The sequence below is a fragment of the Candidatus Omnitrophota bacterium genome (genome assembly GCA_041653595.1).
Classification (GTDB): Bacteria; Omnitrophota; Gorgyraeia; order Pluralincolimonadales; family Pluralincolimonadaceae; genus Pluralincolimonas.
Map to the genome: position 1 here is coordinate 1 of JBAZFB010000017.1, position 24,113 is coordinate 24,113.

18 protein-coding genes are annotated in these 24,113 nt (G+C 51.5%); all 18 read right to left on the minus strand.

The annotated features are described in order from the left end of the window. Positions 1-617: hypothetical protein (locus tag WC317_06590; GenBank protein MFA5339793.1), on the minus strand; the 617-nt coding region annotated here is incomplete at its 3' end. Positions 618-779: 162 nt separating this feature from the next. Continuing rightward, entirely contained in the window at positions 780-3,890 is a 3,111-nt protein-coding gene (locus WC317_06595; GenBank protein ID MFA5339794.1) for a discoidin domain-containing protein, read from the minus strand. Positions 3,891-3,906: 16 nt separating this feature from the next. Next, a complete protein-coding gene (locus tag WC317_06600; protein MFA5339795.1) occupies positions 3,907-5,052 on the minus strand; it encodes a hybrid sensor histidine kinase/response regulator in 1,146 nt (381 codons plus the stop codon). 17 nt (positions 5,053-5,069) lie between these two features. Further along, complete coding sequence (locus tag WC317_06605; protein ID MFA5339796.1) at positions 5,070-5,522, minus strand: response regulator; 453 nt, start codon at positions 5,520-5,522, stop codon at positions 5,070-5,072. Continuing rightward, a complete protein-coding gene (locus tag WC317_06610; GenBank protein MFA5339797.1) occupies positions 5,519-7,783 on the minus strand; it encodes an ATP-binding protein in 2,265 nt (754 codons plus the stop codon). The genes WC317_06605 and WC317_06610 overlap by 4 nt, the downstream gene beginning before the upstream one ends. A 5-nt stretch (positions 7,784-7,788) precedes the next feature. After that, entirely contained in the window at positions 7,789-8,757 is a 969-nt protein-coding gene (locus WC317_06615; GenBank protein MFA5339798.1) for an asparagine synthase-related protein, read from the minus strand. Then, positions 8,744-11,974, minus strand: a complete 3,231-nt coding sequence (gene carB, locus WC317_06620) for a carbamoyl-phosphate synthase large subunit (GenBank protein ID MFA5339799.1) — start codon at positions 11,972-11,974, stop codon at positions 8,744-8,746. Before carB ends, WC317_06615 begins: the two co-directional genes overlap by 14 nt. A gap of 96 nt (positions 11,975-12,070) precedes the next feature. After that, positions 12,071-13,312 carry a DEAD/DEAH box helicase gene (locus WC317_06625; protein MFA5339800.1) on the minus strand — a complete coding sequence of 414 codons (1,242 nt, stop codon included), beginning with the start codon at positions 13,310-13,312 and terminating at the stop codon, positions 12,071-12,073. Positions 13,313-13,477: 165 nt separating this feature from the next. Beyond that, positions 13,478-14,923, minus strand: a complete 1,446-nt coding sequence (locus WC317_06630) for a radical SAM protein (GenBank protein ID MFA5339801.1) — start codon at positions 14,921-14,923, stop codon at positions 13,478-13,480. A gap of 198 nt (positions 14,924-15,121) precedes the next feature. Next, entirely contained in the window at positions 15,122-15,487 is a 366-nt protein-coding gene (locus WC317_06635) for a YkgJ family cysteine cluster protein (GenBank protein ID MFA5339802.1), read from the minus strand. A gap of 40 nt (positions 15,488-15,527) precedes the next feature. Next, positions 15,528-16,304: a glycosyltransferase family 2 protein gene (locus tag WC317_06640; GenBank protein ID MFA5339803.1), complete on the minus strand. Its 777-nt coding sequence runs from the start codon at positions 16,302-16,304 to the stop codon at positions 15,528-15,530. 12 nt (positions 16,305-16,316) lie between these two features. Beyond that, the gene (gene gmd, locus WC317_06645; GenBank protein ID MFA5339804.1) at positions 16,317-17,303 is read right to left on the minus strand and encodes a GDP-mannose 4,6-dehydratase; all 987 of its coding nucleotides are present in this window, start codon (positions 17,301-17,303) and stop codon (positions 16,317-16,319) included. Positions 17,304-17,357: 54 nt separating this feature from the next. Next, positions 17,358-18,185, minus strand: a complete 828-nt coding sequence (locus tag WC317_06650) for an alpha/beta hydrolase (GenBank protein ID MFA5339805.1) — start codon at positions 18,183-18,185, stop codon at positions 17,358-17,360. 24 nt (positions 18,186-18,209) lie between these two features. After that, a complete protein-coding gene (locus WC317_06655) occupies positions 18,210-21,065 on the minus strand; it encodes an autotransporter domain-containing protein (GenBank protein MFA5339806.1) in 2,856 nt (951 codons plus the stop codon). 118 nt (positions 21,066-21,183) lie between these two features. Beyond that, positions 21,184-21,867, minus strand: a complete 684-nt coding sequence (locus WC317_06660) for a hypothetical protein (protein ID MFA5339807.1) — start codon at positions 21,865-21,867, stop codon at positions 21,184-21,186. 14 nt (positions 21,868-21,881) lie between these two features. Next, positions 21,882-22,121: an acyl carrier protein gene (locus tag WC317_06665; protein MFA5339808.1), complete on the minus strand. Its 240-nt coding sequence runs from the start codon at positions 22,119-22,121 to the stop codon at positions 21,882-21,884. Next, positions 22,118-23,284 (minus strand): patatin-like phospholipase family protein, encoded by a 1,167-nt coding sequence (locus WC317_06670; GenBank protein MFA5339809.1) that lies wholly within the window; start codon positions 23,282-23,284, stop codon positions 22,118-22,120. The genes WC317_06665 and WC317_06670 overlap by 4 nt, the downstream gene beginning before the upstream one ends. Then, positions 23,285-24,113, minus strand: an 829-nt coding sequence (locus tag WC317_06675; GenBank protein MFA5339810.1) for an MFS transporter, incomplete at its 5' end; no start/stop codon positions are given.

Genomic DNA, 24,113 nt, shown 5'->3' on the forward strand with positions numbered 1-24,113 from the left:
TTCTCGAGATTGTAGAACGGGTTGGTATCTTTTGTCTTCCAACCGCAAGCATCGCCGTCGGTCACAGTGCTGATGACCGTGCCGGTCCCGCAATTGAATACCGCGTTAGCCCCGTTAGAAGTCCAGTTCCGCTTGACTCTGATGGTAGAACCGTTCGCATTGAGGGTGCCGTTGGTAATATTCATGTCGTTAGAAACAGTTACGGTTTGGCCGTTATCCAGGTTGATAACGGCCCCATTCTCAATATTGATGTCGCGTCCGATACTGAGGGCGCGGCCGTTTGTTGTAGTCCATGTTCCGCCTTTAATGCTTAAATCATTGGTTGTCGTTACAGTGCCGCCTGATTGTTTTATTATGCCCACATAATCGGTCGTGTCAAGCCACTCGAGCGAAGCCGTATCGACATCTATGACACAATTACCGGCGCCATTTACGTCAAATCTCACATCATCATTGGCGCTGGGAATTCCGCCGCCCGCTGACCACCAATTAGCGGCGTCACTCCAATTGCTATCCCCGGCATCAGGCTGCCAGTAATGTGTATCGGCATAAACATCTGAGGGAGAAGCCAGCAAAAATACCCCTAAAAAACACAAAAGGACGGGAAAGATTCCCATCCTTTTTCTATCACAATATTTTTTATAGGTATAATTCATCTTTATTTGGGAAAACGTTTACTTATTTTTAACTTTCTCCCAACCAAAAACAGCAGCCTCCCTTTAAAATCGACTAAATTATACTATTTTTCGCCTTAAAATGTCAACCTTTTCCTTTTGTAATCAAAAAATTACCTCCCCTCCTGAAAACTCCGGGTGGCTTACTCCGTTGACCGTTACTCCCGTTATTCCTTCCTTGCGGGGCAGCTTGAAAACAAAACCCTTGGGGGGAGCAGCGCTGCCCGAGACTTTGATCTGCAGGACGCCGTTCTCTTCCTTTACGGAATAACTCAGGTTCCCGTAATATGTCGGGAAATTCCCTATCGAGACGCCTTCTTTGTCCGACAGCCATTTCTCCGGTATGCCGTGCCCGAGGATGAGCCGGCCGTCCTCCTCATATACAAATAAGCTCCTGAACGCGTTTATGAATATGGAGGCGACCCAGGTGTGGGGCAGGTCTCCGACGAACCAGGGCCTGCGGTCATCTGCTAATATCCCCTCCGCCCACTGGTTCCAGGCAAGCGGCCTGCGCATACTCATAAATTCCTCAAGCATCTTTACGGCCTTATCCCTCTGGTCTGACAGGACGAATACCTGGGCTATCCTGAAGGCATACGGCGAATACGACCACTTTGGCCAGCTCGCCAGCCTCGGCAGGTATTGCTTCGTCCAGAATATCCCGAAGGTATTGTCCAGGGAAGGCTGGGGCAGGTATTTCGATTCCTCGGTCGGCCAGACCGCGATAGCCGTTGACGGCGCGTCAAGGTCGGCCCTTTCGAGCGATCCCGGTATGAAATCTATCTTCTTTGATGCCTGGACAGCTTTAATGGAATCGTTGACACACCTCCTGAAATCTTCCGCTTCTTTTTCAGCGCGGTCCGCCAGTTCTTTATCCCCTAAAATATCCGCGATGGACGCGGCGTCTTTCCATCCCTTGATGCCCCAGAAATCATCCCAATAACTGTGCACGCCCGGCGCCGGGAAATAACCCTCGTGGCTGACCGAGCGGGGGAATATACCGGATGTCTCTTTCTTCCTCAGGGCCTCAGTAAAATCTAGGACGCGTTTTACCGCGGGCAACTTGCCCTTGAGCCATTCCTTATCTCCCGTGAAGCGGTAATAATCAAGCACCGAATAGACGTATTGGCCCTGGCTGTCGTACTCCTCGAATTCCCTCTCCCAGGCGGGTTCGGCGGCAGTCTCCGAGATCATGATGGGCGGGACCTTGCCGTCCGCCTTTATGCATCCGGTGAACCAATCGATATATTCCTTCACCTCTTCGGTATGGCCCATCCTCATCATGGCGGCCGAGGCCGAACACGCGTCGCGTATCCACGACTTCTTGTAGGCGCCTGAGCCGGCTTGAAGCATCGGCCCGTTCTTATTGATGAACATATATGCCAAGCTGGTCTTAACGGCATCCGACATCTCTTTGTCCGGGATGTTCACCTGTACCCGGTTTAATTTCTCTTCCCAGAACTCTCTCGTCTTTACCTGCATCACCTCAAAGTCCTTTTCCGGGCCTTTGCCGTTCAATACTTTTAATGCCGCTTCAGCGCCATGCAGGGGTATGATGAAAAAATATTCTTTTTCACCCTTCGGCTTGATCCTGAAATCATACTCAAGGACGCCTGATGCGTAGTCGAAAGGATCTTTAATTGACGGCCTGGCGGCTATCGTCCCGGCCTTCAGCGCGTCGACGAGGCCGTCTTCCATATACGTTGAACCGCCGAATTTATCCGGGGCCCGGAGCGAGATCAAGCGGTCTTTCCCGTCGATCCTTACCGTATGCCTGCCTTTCGTATCGTATTCCAGGCTCCTTATCATCGCCATCCCGCCGCTCCATTGCCAGGATGGATAGACCTGGAAAGGCCTTATCGTAAGGAACAGTTTGCCCGCCAATACCCTCTTGCTATTATTCTTCAGCGTATAACGAACGCAAGTGAAGGATTCTTCCGGCTTGCCGTAACCGAACGATCTCTGGGAAAAAACCAGGTCGTCGTTTTCCCAGGTCACCGTAGGCATTGGAAGATAATTTTTTTCGAGGGATTGCGATATCCGGAAGTCATCACGGGTGAGAAGTTTTTTGTCCAGGTAAATGAACGGCATCAGGGATGGGCCCCAATTATACAACTGAAGCTGCCCGTCTTCGCAAAAACAGCTTTCCGCCTTATCCCCTTCTACGCCGATCGCGGTCCAGTAGGCCTGGCGGCCTCCTATCCATACGGGATAATACTTCCTTTCCGAGGGTCTCGCTTTCATCTGGTAATAACTTTGCGCGTCCAGCCGTTTCTTTATCTGCGGGACGACGTCCTCGTCCTGCACGAGTACTATAGGGGGTTTGGATATGCCGCCGCCGCCCCAATCATCGAAGACGCGGAAAGTAAAATTATTCGGTTTGCCCGGCGCCAGGTATTTCCCGACGGTCGAGACGGTCAGGGTCTGGTTTACGCTTCCCGGGATCCTCGAGTTCGTGACCCGGGGGCCGTATCCGGCGGCGAATTGGCCGTTAACGTACAACTCGTAAGCGTCATCTACTCCGCCGGCCATCAGGACGGCCTTGCCGTCATTCCAGTTTGCGGGAATTAAAATATCTTTCTTATACCAGGCGTAACCGTCGTAGCCCGGAAAACCCTGGTCTTCCCAAAACCGCCCTGTCTCGATCTGCGCCCAGTCCCCCGGAGCGCCGGCGGATGTAAACCATTTATCCTTGATCCCGATGTTGCGGGGATCTGTCTTAAAATCCCATTTACCTTCGAGAGGAATGATCTCTCCTTCGTTTATTTTGCCGGAATTATCTATGCCGGGCCCGAATATGGAAATCTCGAAGAGCGAATATCCCCATTTTGTGGTCCTCTTTTTAAAAACCAGCTTTATATACCTTGCCGCGGTCTTCTCGAAAGAGACCTCCTCGTTCCCGCCGGCGGCTTTATCCTGCTTATACGCGCGCCTCCATTCTTTACCGTCCGAAGACAATAGTATCTCGTAAGAGGACGCGTATGCTGTTTCCCAGAAGAGTGTCAGGCCGGATATTTCTTTGGCCTCCCCGAGGTCTATCTCAAGCCATTCATTGTCGGAAAATTTGCTGCTCCAACGGGTGGCCATATTGCCGTCAAGGAGGTTTTCAGGGCTTAACGCGGCCTCGGATGAGGAAGCCGTTATCTTTATTTCCGAGGAAAATCCGATGGAAGGAAAAAAGCAAAGTAGGGCCGCCAACAAGAGTATGAATTTCATATTTACAGGCTCCTCACTATTTTTTTGGTAAACTGATGGAGACGTTCGTTCCTTTTCCCGGTTCGCTTTCTATTTGTATCGTCCCGCCGTGGAGAGTTACTATCTGCCGGCAAACGGCAAGCCCGAGGCCTGTGCCTTTGGCTTTTGTGGTAAAGAACGGGTCAAATACCCTTTCCATATCCTCTTTATTTATGCCTGACCCGTTGTCCTTTATCGAAATAACCAAAAAATCTCCGTCGATTTTCGCGCCGATCTCTATCCGCCCCTTCTTTTCATCAATAGCGTCGATCGCGTTATTGAGGATATTCGCGAATATCTCTTTAAGCTGGAGAGGATCGGCCTCGAAAGTCATTTCCTTTATCGGGTCTATTGAAAACTTGACCGGAGAGGGTTTGCCCTCCTCTCCCCTCAGCGCCTCCTCTACGGACGCCTTAAGGATGTTATATATGTTCACATTCTTAAGGTGGGACACCTTGATCTTGGAATAGAAGAGAAGATTGTTGATTATCTGGTCGCTCTCGGTAACTTTATTATCTATATTTTGGAGGTTATTTTCTATAATAGGGTCCGGCACTTTCCTTTTTATGTTATATACCGCAAGCCTTATGCCCGCGAGCGGGTTGCGCAATTCATGCGCGACTGTCGCGGCAAGCATCCCGATATCAGCCAGGCGCTTCGCCTTCTCGGCCTCTTCCTGTAACGCCAGGGCTTCCTGCGTCTTCTGCTCCACCAGACGTTCGAGCATCCTTCTATCCCTTCTTAACACTTCCTCTGCCTTTTTGCGTTCGATAGAATATCTGATACTTCGTATCAATATAGATACATCTATCTTTCCCTTGACAAGATAATCGGCCGCGTTCCTCCGCACCGCCGCCAGGCCCACGGCCTCACTGTCATTGCCGGTCAGTACTATTACCGGCAGGTTTTGGTCGGATTCCAAGAGGCTCGAGAGCGTATCCAGCCCCTGGCTGTCAGGCAGGTTGAGGTCCAGGAATACTGCGTCGGGCTTCGCGCCGCTTATTTTCCGCAGCGCCTCGCCCAAATTTTCTGCGTGCGTCACCCTGAAGGCCGGGTCCGTGGATCCTTTTAACAGTTCGGTCACAAACCTCGCGTCCGTCGAGTTATCTTCGACGATCAGTATGTCGATATCTCTTTTTTCCATCGTTCTGCCCCATATCCCTATTTCTTTTTAGGCGGAAGTTTCACTATCGTCAGCCAGAAATCCTGGACGGCCTTCGCGACCTTCACGAACTGCCCCAGGTCCACTGGTTTCGTTATGTAGCAATTGGCGTGCAGATCGTACGATTCTATGATATCGTTCTCCGCTTTCGACACGGTCAATACGACTACCGGGATCGACTTCAGGTCATCGTCGTTTTTTATCTCTTTTAATACCTCGCGTCCGTCGATCTTCGGGAGATTCAGGTCGAGAAGGATAAGGTCAGGGCGGATGACGTCCTTAAATCTCCCCTCTCTCCTCAGGAATTGCAACGCCTGCTCGCCGTCAGTTACCACGTGAAGGTTACTGAAGATCTTCTCGTCCTTAAGCGTCTCGGTCGTAAGCCGGACATCCGCGGGATTGTCTTCCACGAGCAGGATGTCAATAGGTACTACGTATTCGCCGTTCTTCATGATATGCCTCCTTTGCTTTCGGGGACCGTAAAATAGAAGGTTGTGCCCTCGCCTAATTTTGACTCGACCCAGATGCGCCCTCCTCGGCTCTCCACTATCTTCTTGCATATTGAAAGTCCTATCCCGGTGCCCGGATATTTATCCCTTCCGTGAAGGCGCTGGAATATCAAGAAAATCCTGTCCTTATATTTCTCGTCTATCCCTATGCCGTTATCCCGCACCGAAAAGAGCCATTCATCTCCCTGCCTCTTCGCGTTGATATGCACGCGGGGCGTCTCCTCGCCGCGGAATTTTATGGCGTTGCCGATGAGGTTCTGGAAGAGCTGGATGAAACTGCTTTCGTTACATGCCATCACCGGTAAATTATCATGGGTTATTACCGCTTTATTCTCTTCTATCACCGGCCCCATGCTGAATACGACCCTGCCGAGCACCGAATTGCAATCGGTTTCTCGCAGTTCCGTATCGGTCCTGCCGACGCGCGAATATGCCAGGAGGTCGGTTATCAATTTCTGCATCCGCTTGGCCGCGTCTACGATGAAACCTATGAATTCATCGGCGTCCTTATCAAGCTTTCCCTTATAGCGCTGTTCCAATAGCTGCGAATAGCTCGCCATCGTCCTCAACGGCTCCTGCAAGTCGTGCGAGGCGACATAGGCGAACTGTTCCAGGCCCTCGTTGGACCTGAGGAGCTCCCTATTTGCCGAATTGACTTCTGCGGTGCGTTCTTTCACAATCGCTTCCAGTTGGTCACGGTGACGCTTTAATTCTTCCACCGCGCGGTTGAGCTCAGTCACATCGCGCGCCGCGGCAAAGACCCCCAGTCTGTTGCCGCGAGTATCCTTATAGATGCTTGCGTTATATAGGACATCTATCAACCTGCCATCCTTGTGGCGTATGGTCAAGGGATAATCGGTGACAATCCCCTCGGCAAAGACCTGCCTGTAGCCGGCCTGCGCCTTTTGGGGCTCAGTGAAGTAGTTGGAAAAGTCTGTGCCTATAAGCTCTTCCCTGGTCTTCCCGGTTGCCCTGATGGTAGCTTCGTTTACATCGGTTATCTTACCTTCAGGAGAGATGGTGACAAAGGGGTCGAGAGAAGTTTCAAGCAGGCTGCGAGCGTACATAGCATTCTTTTTTAAATCCTGCGTCATCATATCAAACGACCGTGACAGCTGACCGATCTCGTCCTTAGAACCGGTCGCGACTTTATAGTCAAGGTTACCTGCGCCGATTATCTCCGCGCCCTTGGAGAGCATTTTTATAGGCCGGGAGATTGACCGGGCGATCGAAAATGACATGACCCCCGCCAAAACGAATACAAGCGCCAATATGGCTGTTACGATTTTTCGTAATCCCGTTATATCGGCAAAAGCCTCATCGACATCTATCTTCGCAACCATCCCCCATCCCAGGGAGGGGATATGCCGCCAGGACGCGATCACTTTCGCGCCGCGGTAGTCCCTTGATATGCCGGTCCCGGTCTTTCCCATGACGGCTTCCTGGATGGGTAAACCGGCCTTATCGCCAATGGGGATCTTTCTCTCCAGCGCCGCTTGCGGGTCATATTTTAGAGGCATCAGGTACACTACCTGATCGCCTTCTTTCTTGCCGATCAGGACTTCTCCCGTATTCCCCAATCCTTTAACATCCTGGATAAGCTTATAGACAGGCGCCATATCGACCTTAAAAACTATGGTCCCCGCAAAAACATCTTTGAGATCAAAGACGGCGTCCGTAATGAGCATTACCAACCTGCCGCCTTCCGAATCGTCGCGGAAGACATCCGTAAAATAAATAGCGCGTTTGCCTTCCCCGAAAGCTTTCCCCTGCGGGTCATTCAGGACTTTTAGGAAATTCTTGGGCCCGTTGGTTGTATCGCTCAAGTAGACTATCCTGCCTTCGGGGCTCACAAGCATGATATCGAATAAGTTCCAAACCTTCCGCATGCGCTGGACCGTCACGTCTATCTGTTGTTTGGCAAACATGAATTCGGGGTCGTCGGGATCTAAAGAGAGGCGGGTCAGGACAGGGATGTTATTCCTGACGGCAAAAGAACTCTTGGCTACTTCTATATCGGCCTTTAAACCGGCAAAATACGTCTCTATACTGTCCGCTTTAAAACTTGTGATATTCCCCAGTTCAGAAAGGTGGACGGTCTCGATCGTCCTCTTATAATTATTGAAGCTCAGGAGGCCCACGATCAGCGCGGGTATCAAGGCAACCGCCAATAAAGCGATCGTAATCCTTGTCCTGATAGTCATAATTTTTATACCGCTTCCATAGTTGAAGGCGGCTTGGGAGCGATATTATATGTGACACTGACCACGCCCGGCACTTCCGCAAGTATGCGGTTTGCCAGCTTCTCCAGCGTGCCGAAAGGCAGCTGCGTCGGTCGCGCCTGGCGCGCGTCGATGCTGTCCCAGCAGCGTATCTCGATCTGCTGGCCGAATTCCCTCTTGTTGTTGCGCATCCCGGTGACGCGGTCGTTATGCAATATGGCCATATATTGGAACGCCTTGGCCGAGGCCAGCTCCTGCTCGAGGATAACGGTCGCTTTACGCACAAGCTCTATGCGTTCCCTCGTAGCTTCCCCGATGACGCGCGCGGAGAGCGCAGGCCCGGGAAAAGGCATACGATTATAGATAGATACGGGCAATCCCGCCGCCTCGGCGACCTTGCGGACTCCGTCTTTCCTCAGCTGCACCAGCGGTTCGATGATCTTGTATCCAAACGCCTCCTGCGGGTCGATGCCCAATTGTTCAAAGACGTTATGCTGGCGCTTGATCCCGGCGACAGTTTCGTCGACATCGGTAAGTATCGTCCCTTGTAAAAGATATTTCGCGCCGCTCTTCTTCACCAGGTCTCCGAATACTTTTTTGTAAAAGGTCTGGGTGATCGCCTCGCGTTTCTCTTCGGGATCGGTGATACCCTTGAGCGCGCCAAAAAACGCGTCTTGCGCGTCGATGATCTCCACTTTCACTCCCAGTTTCTTGAAGACCGACGCTATCTGCTCGGGCTCCCCCTCGCGCATTATCCCATTATCGATGAAATATGTTTTTAACCTCTCACCCAGCGCCTTATGGCCTAGCATGGTCACTGCCGAAGAATCGACCCCTCCGGAAAGCGCGTTGATCGCTATGCCGCCGCCCACCGCGCGCGAGATCTCAGCCGCTTTTTCCTCGATAAATTTTTTTGCGTCCAATTCATTCGCGGTTATCTCCTTAACCTGAGGCATCTGCCCCTCCTTTTATTAATAATTCATGATATTCCTGCAATGACCTCGGCCGGCTTTGTTTACGTTTTACCGAATCTATCCCGTCGACCGTCGCCTTGGCCGCGGCTATCGTCGTCACATAAGGGATCTTATACTGGATCGCGAGCATGCGGATGTAGCTGTCGTCGTGGGCGCTCAACCTTCCGATAGGAGTATTGATGACCAGGCTTATCTCTCTGTTCCTGATCGCGTCGGCGATATTGGGCCTGCCCTCGTGCATCTTCTTGATAGGCGCCGCCTCCACTCCCTTCCCTTTAAGGAAACGGGCGGTATTTTCGGTGGCGAGTATTTTAAAACCCATTTGCGATAATTTCGCGGCGATCGGGAAGAGTTCCTCCTTATCCGCGTCTGCCACCGTGATCAGCACGTTTCCCTCGGTGGGCAATTTTGTCCCGGCGGCTTCCTGCGCCTTAAAGAACGCCAGGCCGAAGTCCTGGTCGATACCCATAACCTCTCCTGTCGCTCGCATCTCCGGGCCCAATACCGGGTCGACTTCAGGGAACATATTAAAAGGGAACACCGCCTCTTTTACCGAGACATAAGGGAGCTTCCTGTGAATAAGCTCGGGAAAGTCGCTTAATTTTTTTCCTAACATTAAAAGTGTCGCGATGCGCGCCAGCGGTATGCCGACGGTCTTGGAGACGACCGGCACTGTGCGCGAGGCGCGGGGATTCGCCTCCAATATATAGACCTTATCTTCGCAGATCGCGAACTGTATATTGATCAGCCCTCTCACCTTTAATTCTTTCGCTATCTTTTTTGTCCATTCATCGATGGTCTTCAGGTGTTCAGGCTTGATGGTGCGCGACGGGATCGAGCAGGCCGAATCCCCCGAATGTATCCCGGCATGCTCTATATGCTCCATCACCGCGGCCGTAAAAGTCTCTTCCCCGTCGCAAAGAGCGTCCACTTCGCATTCCGTGGCGTTCTCCAGGAAGCGGTCGATGAGCATCGGGTGCTCGGGGCTGACCTGGATCGCGTCTTTCGCGTATTTGATCAGCATCTGTTCATCGTAAATAACTTCCATTCCGCGGCCGCCAAGCACAAAAGAGGGCCTGACCATGACAGGATAACCGGTCTGCCCGGCGACCTTTATCGCCTCTTCCATCGAAAATACCGTCGCGCCGTCTGTCTGGCGGATCCCCAGCTCTATCATCTTCTGCCTGAATAACTCCCTGTCTTCGGCGAAGGCGATGCTCTTTGTGCTCGTGCCGAGGATCTTTACCCCGTTCTCCTCGAGTTCGGCGGCAATATTGAGCGGCGTCTGTCCGCCGAACTGCACGATCGCGCCCTCCGGTTTCTCTTTCTCCCAAATGGCCAATACATCCTCGACGGTCAACGGCTCAAAATAAAGCTTATCGGAGGTGTCGTAATCGGTAGAAACGGTCTCGGGGTTGCAATTGATCATGATCGTCTCAATGCCTTCATCGCGCAAGGCGAACGCGGCATGGACGCAGGTATAATCGAATTCGATCCCCTGCCCGATACGGTTCGGCCCGCCGCCTAAGATAAGGACCTTCTTTCTGCCGGAGACCGGCACCAGGTCTTTTCCCGCGGTATAAGTGGAATAATAATATGCCGCCTCTTTCACGCCGCTCACCGGCACGGGCTCAAAGCGCGCGTTTCCAACCACTTTTTTACGGCGAATGCGCACTTCCTTTTCTTTCACCTTGAATATCTTCGCCAGGTATTTATCGCTGAATCCCCATTCCTTGGCTTTCTTTAAGGAAGCGCCGGATAGCCCCGCCCATCCGGATCCCATCATCTCCTCCTCAAACTCCACCATCTCCTTCATTTCCTTGATGAACCACCTGCCGATGTATGTCAGGCCGTAAAGCTCTTCCACGCTTATGCCCTTCCTCAGCGCCTCATACATCAGGAAAACGCGCTCGCTGGATGGATAGGCGAGGCGGGATTTTAATTCTTGTAACGACAAATTATGGAAATCCCTGGCGAACCCCAATCCATGCCTGCCGATCTCAAGGGAACGTATGGATTTCTGGAACGCCTCCTTAAAATTCTTGGCGATAGACATCACTTCGCCTACCGCTTTCATCTGCGTCCCCAGCACGTCTTTCGCCTGGCGGAATTTTTCAAAAGCCCAGCGGGCAAATTTAATGACCACATATTCGCCCCACGGCTCATATTTTTCCAGCGTTCCCTTCCTCCAGTAAGGTATTTCGTCAAGGTTCAGGCCTGCGGCTAATTTTGTGGATACGCGCGCGATGGGAAAACCTGTTGCCTTGGAAGCAAGGGCGGATGAGCGCGAGGTGCGCGGATTGATCTCGATGACCACAAGGCGGTCGTCCTTGAGGTTATGCGCGAACTGTATGTTAGTGCCCCCCACGACGCCTATCGCGTCGACTATCCTGTAGGAAAAATCCTGCATCCTCTTCTGGAGCTCCTGCGGGACCGTCATCATCGGCGCGACGCAAAAACTGTCGCCGGTATGCACACCCATCGCGTCTATATTCTCGATGAAACAGACTGTGATCTTTTGGTCCTTCTCATCGCGCACGACTTCCAGTTCCAACTCTTCCCACCCGATGACCGCTTCCTCGATCAAGACCTGGTGTATGAGGCTCGCGTTCAGGCCGCGGCGGGATAGGATACGCAGCTCTTCTTCATTATAAGCGATGCCGCCGCCTGTGCCGCCCAATGTGTATGCCGGGCGCACGACGACCGGATATCCTAATTTCTGGGCGGTCTTCAGCGCTTCCTCCTCGGAAAGGCAGATCTCGGAAGCCGGCACCGGGATACCCAGCTTCTTCATCGTATCCTTGAACGCCTCGCGGTCTTCCCCGCGCTCGATGGCGTCGGCCTTTACGCCGATTATCTTCACGTTATACTTATCCAGCACCCCGGCTTTATTCAACGCGGAAGACAGGTTAAGCCCGGTCTGCCCGCCTAAATTCGGAAGCAGCGAGTCCGGCCTCTCCTTGGCAATGATCTTGGTCAGGCTCTCTACGGTCAAAGGCTCGATATAAGTGTGGTCTGCCATCCCGGGATCGGTCATTATCGTGGCGGGGTTTGAGTTTACCAGGACGATCTCATAACCTTCTTCGCGCAGCGCTTTACACGCCTGTGTCCCGGAATAGTCGAATTCGCAGGCCTGGCCGATGATTATGGGGCCGGAGCCGATTATTAAAACTTTTTTGATGTCATTGCGTTTTGGCACGCTGACCTTCTCCGTTAGGGTGGGTTATTGTTTGTATTATAGGGATAATGACTTTCTATTTCAAGGATTTTTGAGGGGTTGACTTTTTTCCGGTGATCACCTGCGGCCGTGGCGGCGCCTCGGCGCGAAATGATACGATCTCCCCAGGCCTGAAGATTTGTCGAACTGCTCCTGCGGGATCTCCGGATGTTTCGCGATAGGAAGCGAAGCCCTGATGAGCTTTTCAATGCTCCTGACATCGCTGCTTTGGTCCGGCGTGGCAAATGAGATCGCGTGCCCCTTATGGCCCGCCCTGCCCGTGCGTCCGATGCGGTGCACGTAATTCTGCGCGTCGTCCGGCAGGTCGTAATTAATGACCAACTCGATGCCGGTGACGTCTATGCCCCTCGCGGCTATATCTGTGGCTACGAGCACTTTGTATTTGCCCGACTTGAACCCTCCGAGCGCTTCACGGCGCTGGCCCAACGAACGGTCCGAGTGTATCTCGGCCGCGCTGTGCCCCATATCCCTTATCGAGTGAGCGATCTTCCTCGCGTTATGCTTGGTGCGGGAGAATAACAGCACCGCGCCGTGGTATTGCGCGAGCAGCTTACGGAGAAGTTGGGATTTTGCGTCTTTCCTGACAATGAATAATTCCTGCGTCACATGCTCGGCCGCTGTCCCGGAAGGAGCGATCTCTATGCTAACAGGGAGTTTCATATACTTGGCGGCTATTGCCATGACTTCCCTCGGGATAGTCGCGGAAAAGAGCATCGTCTGCCGGTCTTTCGGGACGAAACGCAGGATCTTGTCGACCTGCGGGGCAAATCCCATATCGAGCATGCGATCCGCCTCGTCGAGGACCAGCATAGCGACACCGCCGAGCGATACGTTGCGCTGCTCGACATGGTCTATGAGCCTGCCCGGCGTAGCGATGATCACGCGCGGCCCTTTGCGCAGGGACTGTATCTGCTCGTGCATGGAAGCGCCGCCTATAAGGCATGCCGTCTTTATCCCGAACGGGCGCGCTATCGCCTGGAAGGCCTCGTCGATCTGAATGGCCAATTCTCTCGTAGGGGCCAGCACCAGGCCCGCGCCCTTCTTCTGCGCGAGGATCTGCACCATCGGGATGGCGAATGAATGCGTCTTGCCGGTGCCGGTTTGGGCCACGCCGACTATATCCTTGCCCTGCATCGCTATCGGGATCGCTTTCAGCTGGATCGGCGTCGGCACCTTGAACTTTATCCGTTCGAGGATATCGAGGATCTTAGGCGCGATGCCCAAGCCGTAAAAACCGTCGGCGGCATGGTTATTGGCCGGCTGCGGCAGGTCCTTATCGTTTATTTTATGCGTCATCATGTTTTTTAATCCTTTGATCTCCGGTCTTGAGGAACCTGTCCGAGGTGGACATGACAATAACCTTCATGATTATAAATGCTCAAGATCTGTTTGCAGTGCAGGTATTTGCATTTCCTGCCTTTGGATGAAGTCCTTACTTTTTTGATATTTACTCCTTATGGTTGGTCAAGCCCTGTTAACTACAAACGTTCTTTTAAGCGAATCCATCAGCCTGCCCCTTTTTATCTCCCTCGCGAAGACGCCGGCAAGCAGGCGCGGTATTACGCAAATAAACGAGACGACCTCTCCGAAGCTCAAAACCCTGTTTTGAAAGGCACCCTTAAAGAATATTTTAAAATAGCGCTGCGGGGTGTAAAAAGAGAACTTTATCGTCCTGCCTATCTTTTTTAGCGCCGGATAGTCGTATGTATCGGAATAAAGCTCTCCCTTTTCGGTAATATGGTAACCGGGCGTCTTCTCCGCCAACTCCCTCAGCGGGGAATACTTCTCTATCCTGAGTTTGTTGCAGGTGATAAAATCCAGCCCTATCTCTTTGGCGAATTCGGGTATGTAGAGCATCTCCTCTTTGCTCTCGCCTATATTGCCGTAGATGAAATAACCGTTATAGAAGATCGGATATTTCGTCAGTACCTTGAACGCTTCCCTGACCGTGGCGGAATCAAAACCTTTGTTCAGCTGCGCCAATATGCGATCGTGGGGGGACTCTATGCCTACCAGCAACGCCTTGAATCCCGCCTTGACCATCTTACTTAGAAGGCGGGGATGTTTGAATAACTCGATGCGGGCCTGGGCGATAAAACGTTTTTTTATCTTGCGCTTTATTATCTCGTCGCATATCTTCTCCGCCCTGCCCGCGTCGGCAAAAAGGTTATCGTCGCTGAACAGGATTATCTGGGCGGTTACCTCTTCCAGTTCCCTGATCACCGAGTCGACGCTGCGCGCCGTATAAGTCCGCCTTTGGCCGAGCGGGTTCATGTTGAATGTGCAGAATTTGCAGTTGTGGGGACAGCCCCTCGCGGAGAGGATCGAATCAAAGGTAAGATTCATCATCTCGATCCCGTTCACGGCAAGGCTGTATTTATTATTCCTTAAAGAACGGCGCGGGGCAGGCATATCCTCTATATCCAGCAGGGGCCTGTTCTTATTATGGACCACAACGCCTTTTTCCACGTAAGAGATGCCGAGGATATCTTTCAGGGGCAGGCCCTTGAGTATCTCCTGTATCGTCGCTTCCCCTTCCCCGCGGACCACTATAGTGATATTCGGGCAGATCTTGAAAAATTCATCCGCCATCTCCGTCGCCTTATACCCTCCGACGACTACCGGTATATTGGCCGGGAAGCGGTTAAGGAGCTCGCATATCTCCTTGAACTGGCGGTCCCAGCCTATACTTACGCAGACAATATCGATCTCTTTTGCTATAAAATCCAGCAGCTTAGCCGGATCTGACAGTTCTTTTTCGTATCTAAGATCGATAAGCGTCAGCTTAGCCACAAGCCCCTCGGCGCTGCTTGCGACATACTCGAGGCCGGTCGGCGGAAAGAGCTTCATGACGCTTGTATTGCTGCTTTCGATATAGGGATTCAGGAATAAGGCGTGCTTGTATTTCACTGCGATATTATAACATAAAATACCCTTTTTTGGGTATAAATCTAGCCGGCGTTTCTTTATGCTACGGGGACGTCCTCATTTGAGGGCTTCTCTGTCTCCGCTTTAGCCTGTATGGCTTTCTTGTCCAGTTTGCTCTGCCTCTTCTCTTCTTTCTTCTTTTTATTTGCCATTTCTCTCTGGTACTTTTTAAACGAATAATTATCTCTTGCCATTATGTCCTCTTTTCTTTTTTCTTTTTGGTTTAGCCCGTAAGCATAACACATCTGCAAGCGGCGATAATTTCCCTTTTTCATACGGGAATTCTTTGCAATGGGCCGGCTTCAGATTATAATCGACTTTGTGGATAGAGCACAGCCCTTCCGGGGTAAGGAAAGAACAGCGGTTATCTTCGTAGCTCGTCCCGACGCTGTATCCGGAAGGAAAATCTTTATCCTCCTCAAGATGATAAAAATCCCCTTTTAACTTAAGGGATAATATCTTTTTGGCTTCTTCCAGGTCTACCCACGCCCCAAAATCACAACAAGAATGTTGTTTTTTGCATTTCAGGCAATCGATCTTCTTCACTTTTTCCCCTTCAATTATTTACCCGGTTTCACTATATTCGTTACGCGCGCTGCGCGGGATGGCAATAAAGCAACTCCCATACTTTTACCCATTTAATGAAATGGACCCAAGCGAAGAGGGAGGAAAAGATAAATCCGTATATGCCTTCTTTATAACCTTTTTTCTTGACGTAAAATTTCCAAAAAAGCTTTGCCGTCTTTATGCGTATCTGGTACCGGACGTTTTTTTCGTCCGCGAACCGCTTTAGATCGACTATTTCTTTCGCCTCAAGGCTCGTATAGCGGTTATGCCGTTCGATGAATTGGGAGAAATTGTCGAAGGGACGGTGCTCGATCTCAGCGTCAAGCACGCCGATCTTACCGTCAACGATAAGTTCATGGTGGACCTTACCCTGGTAGCGGGCAAATCCCTTCTTTAAGAAATGAAGGGAATAATGGTACCATCCGCCATAGCGCATGAAGTGCCCCATGAAGAAATTTTTGCGCAGGAATTTATAGGCGGCGAATTCCCCTTCCCGTTCTAAAATACCCGTAATGGCGGCGCGAAGCCCGTCGGTGACGGTCTCATCGGCATCGAGCTGCAGTATCCAGTCTCCCGAAGAATTATCGATGCCGATATTCCTTTCCTGGCCGAAATCCCCCTCAAAACGGTGTTGGACGACCTTTGCTTTATGCTTCTTGCAGATCTCTACGGTTTTATCCGCGCTGAAACCGTCTACTACCACGATCTCGTCCGCCCAGGCGACGCTTTTCAGGCACTTCTCTATTTTTTCTTCTTCGTTCTTGGCCAGTATCACTACCGATAACTTTTTGCGCAAGCGCCCCCCCTGTTATCTTCTATCGCATCCGGATTTAATAAGGTTTAAATCCGAATCGACCATCATCTTTACCAATTCCTTGAACTTAACTTTCGGCTCCCATCCTAATTTCTTCTTCGCCTTGGAATAATCGCCCTTTAAAATATTGACCTCGGCCGGCCTGTAGAATTTTTTATCAATCTTTACGTACTTTTTCCAATCGAGCCCGGCATGGCTAAAAGCCAGCTTGGCGAATTCTTTTATCGAGTGCGTTTCCCCCGTAGCGATGACATAATCATCGGGCTTATCCTGCTGCAACATAAGCCACATAGCCTTAATATAATCCCCGGAAAATCCCCAGTCCCTTTTCGCGTCTAAATTGCCCAACTTGAGTTCATTAGCCAGCCCAAACTTGATCTTAGCCACTGCATTGGTTATCTTGCGCGTGACAAATTCAAACCCTCTCCTGGGAGACTCGTGGTTAAAAAGTATGCCGTTACAGGCAAACAGATCATACGCTTCGCGGTAATTACGCGTTAAATCAAAACCGGCGACCTTGGATATTCCGTAGGGAGACCTGGGATGGAACGGTGTATTCTCATTTTGGGGGGTTTCCTCGGCCTTGCCGAACATCTCGCTGGAAGCGGCAAAATAGAACTTACAGCGCGGGGCCAATTCCTTGATTGCGGCGAGGATATAATGCGTGCCGTTGATATTCGTGTTAATGGTCGAGAACTCATCTTCGAAAGAATAGCTGACAAAGCTTTGGGCCGCCAGATGGTAGCACTCGTCGGGTTTCATTTTGTGAACGACTTTAAATAAACTCGCAAAACTTTCAAGAGACCCGGGATGCAGGGTGATCTTCTTCAGGATATGCCTTATCCGCCAAAGCTGGTGTTCGGGGTCCTCTAAAGCCACCCTCCTGACGATGCCATGGACCTGGTAGCCTTTCTTAAGCAAGAATTCCGTCAGATATGAGCCGTCCTGTCCGTCTATCCCGGTAATAAGCGCTTTCTTCATGTTGTCATTATCTCCTTCACGGTGGAAATATTATAAGGGTAATGTCTTATTATATCAAGGATTTTTGGGGATTGGGGATAACGGCATATCAAGTAATTTTCGCCACTTATTCTCCCACCCTGAATGATGCGTAGTGCCCTTGACTACCGTAATGCTCTCATGTTCATCATCTCCGGTCTTACCGGCAAACGATTTCGCAACAGATGCCGGGATGGTCCTGTCGCCGGAGGCGATAAAATGACGCTGTGGAATGGCCCTGATCTTGGCCGCGTAATCTATAGGATTAAGGGACCCGTTAAGCGGACTCACTTTATTCCAATTACTGACAGCGCTCCAATCCAAATTTCCGGCGATAGTGCGTATGCTTATGACATCATCGCGGCGCGCGGCGACAAGAACGGCCGCTGCCCCTCCCCCCGAATAACCTATAAGCGACACCGACCGCGCTCCGGCCATATCGCGCAAACGGCTGACCGCGAGGTCCATATCTTTTATCACTTCGGGTGAAAAGCGTTTCGCCGTCCAGTATTTCGCGTCACACTGCGAAGCGCCCAGGGAAGCATATTGGCCGGGGCGCGCGAGATATGCGACATTCGGGGACGGGTCCAATGAAGCCAGCCGCATGACAAGGGGATCCGTCGGGGTGGGGTCGGAAGATGGGCGAGAACGGGACTCCCACGCCAGGCCGTCTCCCTCGATGTAGATCACGAGCGGCTCCCCTCTCCTGTTTATTGTAATGTACGAAAGCAGCGTGAAATTGCGCCCGCGTATAAGGTTTTTCACGAACCCGTTATTTTTTTCCAGGAAGAAAGATTGTGTCGCGCAGCCTGCTATGCAAAATACCAAAAACAAGGCCGCAATAGGCCTTTTTATGCGAAACATGGGACTCCTTGCGTGCGAATGATCCTAGAACTTATACCTTATATCAGCCCAGCCTGTATGGGAAGTAAAGTCCTGCTTGTATTCGAAGTCGTAGTTGGCATCAAGGCTCCAGTTGCCTTTGGTGACCAGGGCAAGCCTTCCGCCGACGTTTAAGGCGTCGCGGGCAGGATTGAATCCCTGCGTAGCGAATGAGCCTCCTCCTCCGGCGAATGTCGAGGTAGTAGCCTGATTGTCATTTATGAAATCGTGGAGCCACCGGACATGGACCTCGGGTATTAACGTGCCGTAGCTGACCTCAAAGGGGCGGTCGAGTTTCATGCCCAGCCCGGACTCTAGCATATTATAACCCTGGCTTGCCACACTTAGGTCGAGCGCGCCTGCTCCTGTCTCGTTGTAGCTCTGGAGGTTTAAGCGCAGGTACTGGAGCGAGGCGATCGGGGTTATGTTGATCTTCTTGGCTTTAAAGGTATAACCGCCGTCGAATAAGACTGAGTACTGCTGGCCGCGATAGCTGGAGTTGGCTATTCTTCTTATGGCGCCTACGTCGATATTCCTCTTTCCTTTATATGTATTATAGGCGAACGAAAAGGCGCCGTTTATGTAGTATGGCTTTTCAGGGTCTATATATCCGCCGTAGAAGGTCGATTGATAACTATTGATGTAGGTTCTTCCGCTGTTGTCCTTGGAGTTTACGTTAGATGCCGCGTAGCCGCCGCTGGCGCCGAATCGGACCTTATCGTTAAATGCGGGGATATCGCCTCCGAGGGCTGTGCCCCAGATGGTGGCGGAATAGCCGTTACTTGTTCCGCGAGGGTCCTGGTGGGCGGCTTGGCCGAATCCCCTGCCCCATGCCTCGAAGCCGCTTTCTCCCTTGCTTCCGGTTGAAACGCCGCTCTCCCCCGTTTCTTCATTATGCGCCCGGGCGAAGAGCCCCCCTAACCTGTCGGTACTGGTCCCCATGAATTGGTTGATGGCGGTGTTGCTTACATTGGTCACTCCGCTGTCGACGACCGGGGTGAACGTCGCGAGGGCCAGGCCGGCCGAGGTAGAGTCCAAGGCATCAAGCGTATCCAAAACAGTGAGCATATCGCCCGCGGGATTTGAAATATTATCAAGGACCGCGCCTGCGGCGGATGAATTACCGTTGGTGGTGGTGCCCGCAAAACCGTTGCCTGCTCCGGAACGGATTATGGTCAGGATGAGGTCGCCGTCTGAGCTTGCGCCTGAGAATGAATATTTCGAATTGTTGGACGTGATAGTAGTCGGGACATTGACGTTTGTGCCGCCCGGGCCATCGACCACCTTAAGGGTCGTATTATTCGGCATATAACCGCCGACTGTGACGTTGACAGCGCTTCCGGAAGCCACAACGGCATTACCTGCAGACGTAACATTACCGAAATTTGAGGAAGAGTTTGCGGTAAGTTTCAAGGTAGTCCCCGTCCCCTGGCTGTAAATACCGCCGTCGCTAAGCGCCACGTTTCCGGTGCCGACATCAAGCGCCGCCGTAGTATTGGCCTTCAATATAAGATTACCGGATATCGTCCCGTTATTCGTTATTGCCGTAGTCCCGCCGTCGAGCTGGATGGCAGCCGTAGTGCCGGTTATCGTACCGCCGGCATTATTGATAATAATAGTATTGCCGTTATCGACCCGGACACCTGTTTCCGGGCCGGAGATCGTTCCCGAATTGGTAAGTTTATTTATGCCGCTTGTCACGGGCGTGCCGAGCGCGGTATCGCCCTTAAAAAGAATACCGATGCTTGCGGTATCGGCGAGCCCGAACTTCTTCGAAGTCACGGCGTCGCCGTTTGTCGTGACGGTGCGGCCTGTCCCGACCGTGACGTCGTAGTTAAGCGACCAGACCAGTATCCCCTGTCCGCCCGATACGCCGCCGGCGCCGGTAACGTTTATAACATTAGGGGTGGCGCTGGTACGGCTGACATTCTTCTGGAAACGGGAGCCGGCCCAGAGGGTATCGCACGGCCCGGTGACATCGAAACTCGCGAAACCGTTGCCGTATTGCGCGTCCGCGTCCGAGCTAAAACTGCCGTTCTTGTTTTTAGTGTATATGTACGAGACGGTCGAATAGATGCCGTGGATATTCGCGGAGGTCCCGCCCAAGACGATGAATTCGCTCATTCCCTGGATGTCGGCAAGATTTGTCTTGTCGCCGTTCCCCCAGAAATAGGTATAACCCAATTGCCCGAAAGGAAAACGTTTAGCCGGGTCGGCGCCATATGACGCATTCCTGAATTGATCATAATAGTCCTGGAAATCCAACCAGACTTGAGGGTCCGTCATAGACGGAGGCTGAACGAAACCAAGTAAGTCGCCGTATTCGCCTTTTACCGTGGCGTAATTCGTTATGTCGGGGTTTTTTGTCGGCCGCATTATGGTATTATTATTCGGGGCTACCGCGAACTCCACTATGGCGTTGTGCGTCCCGGAATTATCCATGCCTAGCCCTCGCTCGGTGACCTTTATAAGATCGGAATTAGTGACTCCGCCTCCTTTATTATCATAGAATTTCGTGAAATCGTTACCGGTAGTCACCCATGCGGCATCGGTTGTAGGATTACCGTGGATCGTATAACCCGACTGGTCGACATAGTTGCCGCTGTAAAACGAAGCATATGTCGCCGTCCTGGTGATAAGGTTCCCGCTCGCGTCGTATTGGAGCCCGAACGTGCCGCCGGTGTTGGGTATTATAACGATGGAAGCGTCGGCGGCAAGATGACCGGCGGGAGTAGTGGCATTGCTTATTGCCTGGAGTATGCCATCGCTATAACTATAAGTAGGACTGTCCGCAGAGGAAAAGGGCTGCGCGGCAAAAGATAGGAATAATACGGCTGCGAAAAGAAGTGGTTTGCGCGTCATTAGTTCTCGTTTTCGGGAAAAACCGCGGAAGGGATCGAGATGCAGAAGGAAAAAAAAGTTAGAACGGGAAGGAATTTTCTCATCTTGCCGTTGATTATAGCGGAGATTATTTGCTAAATCAAGGATTTTTGGGAATTAGAGTGTGGCTTTGCATCGACATACTGCATCCGACTGTCCCCTTGATCAGGACTGGCAGGCGGTCCTTGTCTTTGCTGATCCATATCTCGAACTTGCCGGGCTTGCTGGTGAAGTGATAGGCCGTTATCTTATTATCATTTACCATCACGTCTTCGATACCGACCAGCGTAACGGTAAACACTTCTCGAAGGCGCACGACCATGCTCCACCCTGCGTTAAGGTCATCGACCCGGCGCAGGTAGAAAGGCAGCAACACGGCATTATGGTAGGGACTGTCGGATTTATATCTGTATTCGTCGGTGAGTTTATCGTTCATAAATTTCTTGATAACGAGGGAATTTTTTTGAGGGTCATATTCCTCGACGAGGAACTCTTTCGATAACGGCCAGCTGATATGCCGCTCAACTATCAACGGCAGGCCTGTTTTGGGATCGGCATAGATTTTTTCAAGGTCGCTGAACCCGGTGAGTTCGGTGCGAAAGGTCACAAGCCAATACTCCCTGCCCTGATAATCAACCAGCCCTATATCCTCGTATTCGGCTCTCCCTGCGGGGTTGACATTGTAGACTATTTTCTCGCCTTGGGATACCGCGGCAAAAGCCGCATTGCATAAAATGAGTAACGACGCCGCCAAAAAAATATTAAGTATTCCCTTACCTCCCATAGCTGCAGACCTCCCTAACCGACATAACGCCTCACCTTAACGAGTTCGACCAATTCACCCACAGTCTCTACTATTCCGACTTCTTCATCGGATATTTTGATATCATACCTCTCTTCCAGGTCAATTGCCAGTCTTACTAGGTCCACGAAATCCATATAGAGATCCCCTATCAGCCGGGATTCAGGCGCGATCCTTTCGAGCGGCATCTTTATCTGCTCGCTTATCAGCTCCCTTATCTCATCTATTATGCTCATTGCGCCATTCCCGGAGGAACTTTCTTCCAATCGTAACCCCGCGCCGCCTCCTTAAACCCAATGTCAAACAGCTCACGCATCTCGGCGGGATCGAAAAACTCCTTCGCTTTAGACACATGGGTTACCGGTATATACGCCAGATTGAAATCACCCTTGCCTAGTTTCGTGAAAGTATACAACTGATAGATGTCCCCGATACTCTGGGCGTTTACCATCGTATCTACGGTGCGCTCAGCAATGGCAGATAACCTGTCCGGGACTTCCTTCCAGATGGAATCCACATAGCCGTTCCTGATCACGTATATCTTGTACCGCATATTGCGGATATCCGTCCCTTTTTCCTTAGCGGCGTCTTCCATGCCCTGTACGACATCGTAAAGGAAAAATACCTGTTTCACCACCCCGCCGTCGACATGCATCTCATCATACGTCTTATCGCCGGCCTGCACCCTTAGACGCACGGGTGGAAAAGCTATCGGGATGGATGCCGACGCCAGTATTATCTCACGGAACAACGTCAAAGCCTTATCATCGCCTATGGAGGCGATCTTCCCCATGTCCCATATAGCGAGCCGCTGGGCATCCAGGTTAGTGGTCCCCACGTAAAGCCTGCGGCCCTTGTTATATTCGGCGGCTATCTCCTTCAATAATTGCCCGTCGAAATATTTATCAATATGGCGTTTCAGCGGCCTGGGGCTGGCAAAGGAATTCACGAACGGGATGCTTATCTTCATAATATCTTTCGTCGAATACTTCGTGCAGAATTCCTCCAACCTGCCGTCATATTTGCTTCCGAGGAAAGCGAAAGGCGCTATTATCGCCCCGGTACTTATGCCCGTAACGACCTTAAAAACCGGCCTTGTCCCGAACTGTGTCCACCCGCTGAGTAAACCCGCGCCATATGCGCCATTAGCGGCTCCTCCGGAAATCGCAAGCATCGAATATGTCCCGCCTGTTCCGCGGGGATCGATCAAACTGACAATATCTTTTTTGAAGTATTCGCTTGGGATACCGCTATACACCCTGATATCCCGCATCCCAAAGACCCGTACATTGCTCATCATGTTTTCCGGAACGGCGTGCCGTACACTCGCGCAGCCGGATGTAAGGAAGATAGCGGCCGTTATTACGCAAAACTTTTTTACCCTTTGAAGGTTTCTCATCTAATGGATCATGACCGTCCCTTTATTCTTGACCTCCTTGAAAATAAACACCAGGAACACGCAAGAGAAAGCAATGATCCCGTAATAGCGGAAACAATCGATATATGAAAGAAGGGCGGACTGGCGTAATAATTCCCTGTAAAGCAGGCCGTCCGCGAGGCCGGCATACGCCTTCGATACCTGCTGATACAGCTGGTTAAAGGGGTTCAACTGGCCCACGAGTATCGCCTGGTGCGTCTGCGCCATTCGGGAAAGTATCGTCGTCGATACCGCGATGCCGACGCTGCCCCCGATATTCCTCATAAGGTTAAAAAGCCCGGAGCCGTTTCCTATGTCCCTGGCATGCAACGTCCCGAAAGCCACGATCGACAACGGCACAAAGACCATCATCGTGCCAAAACCCAGGACAAAAAGCGGGATCACCCTCGAATCCATGGAGATCTGCAGGTTAATATTGCCGAGAGACAACGCCGCAATCCCGATCATGGCCAGGCCCACGGCCATCAATACCTTATTTTCAAAGTATTTACATAAACGCGAGACTGACAGGGCCCCGGTAAAAGCCCCTATCCCAAGCGGGACCAGTATAAGCCCGCTTAAATAGGCCGTATATCCCATCATCGTCTGGTAAAAGAGCGGCATGAGCGCCATCACTCCGTACATGATCGAACCGATCATAAAAGCGATTACCATGCCTCCAACGAGGTTCCTGTCTTTAAGGATACGCAAATCGACCACCGGATGCTTAACGCGGAATTCCCATAAAATGAACGCGACAAGAGAAATGACGACAATGATCGATATCCAGCATATCCAGGACGCCTGGAAC

Coding starts and splice junctions, on each gene's coding strand:
- WC317_06595 (MFA5339794.1), bottom strand. CDS start 3,890: ATGAAATTCATACTCTTGTTGGCGGCCCTACTTTGCTTTTTTCCTTCC.
- WC317_06600 (MFA5339795.1), bottom strand. CDS start 5,052: ATGGAAAAAAGAGATATCGACATACTGATCGTCGAAGATAACTCGACG.
- WC317_06605 (MFA5339796.1), bottom strand. CDS start 5,522: ATGAAGAACGGCGAATACGTAGTACCTATTGACATCCTGCTCGTGGAA.
- WC317_06610 (MFA5339797.1), bottom strand. CDS start 7,783: ATGACTATCAGGACAAGGATTACGATCGCTTTATTGGCGGTTGCCTTG.
- WC317_06615 (MFA5339798.1), bottom strand. CDS start 8,757: ATGCCTCAGGTTAAGGAGATAACCGCGAATGAATTGGACGCAAAAAAA.
- WC317_06625 (MFA5339800.1), bottom strand. CDS start 13,312: ATGATGACGCATAAAATAAACGATAAGGACCTGCCGCAGCCGGCCAAT.
- gmd (MFA5339804.1), bottom strand. CDS start 17,303: ATGAAGAAAGCGCTTATTACCGGGATAGACGGACAGGACGGCTCATAT.
- WC317_06650 (MFA5339805.1), bottom strand. CDS start 18,185: ATGTTTCGCATAAAAAGGCCTATTGCGGCCTTGTTTTTGGTATTTTGC.
- WC317_06655 (MFA5339806.1), bottom strand. CDS start 21,065: ATGACGCGCAAACCACTTCTTTTCGCAGCCGTATTATTCCTATCTTTT.
- WC317_06660 (MFA5339807.1), bottom strand. CDS start 21,867: ATGGGAGGTAAGGGAATACTTAATATTTTTTTGGCGGCGTCGTTACTC.
- WC317_06665 (MFA5339808.1), bottom strand. CDS start 22,121: ATGAGCATAATAGATGAGATAAGGGAGCTGATAAGCGAGCAGATAAAG.
- WC317_06670 (MFA5339809.1), bottom strand. CDS start 23,284: ATGAGAAACCTTCAAAGGGTAAAAAAGTTTTGCGTAATAACGGCCGCT.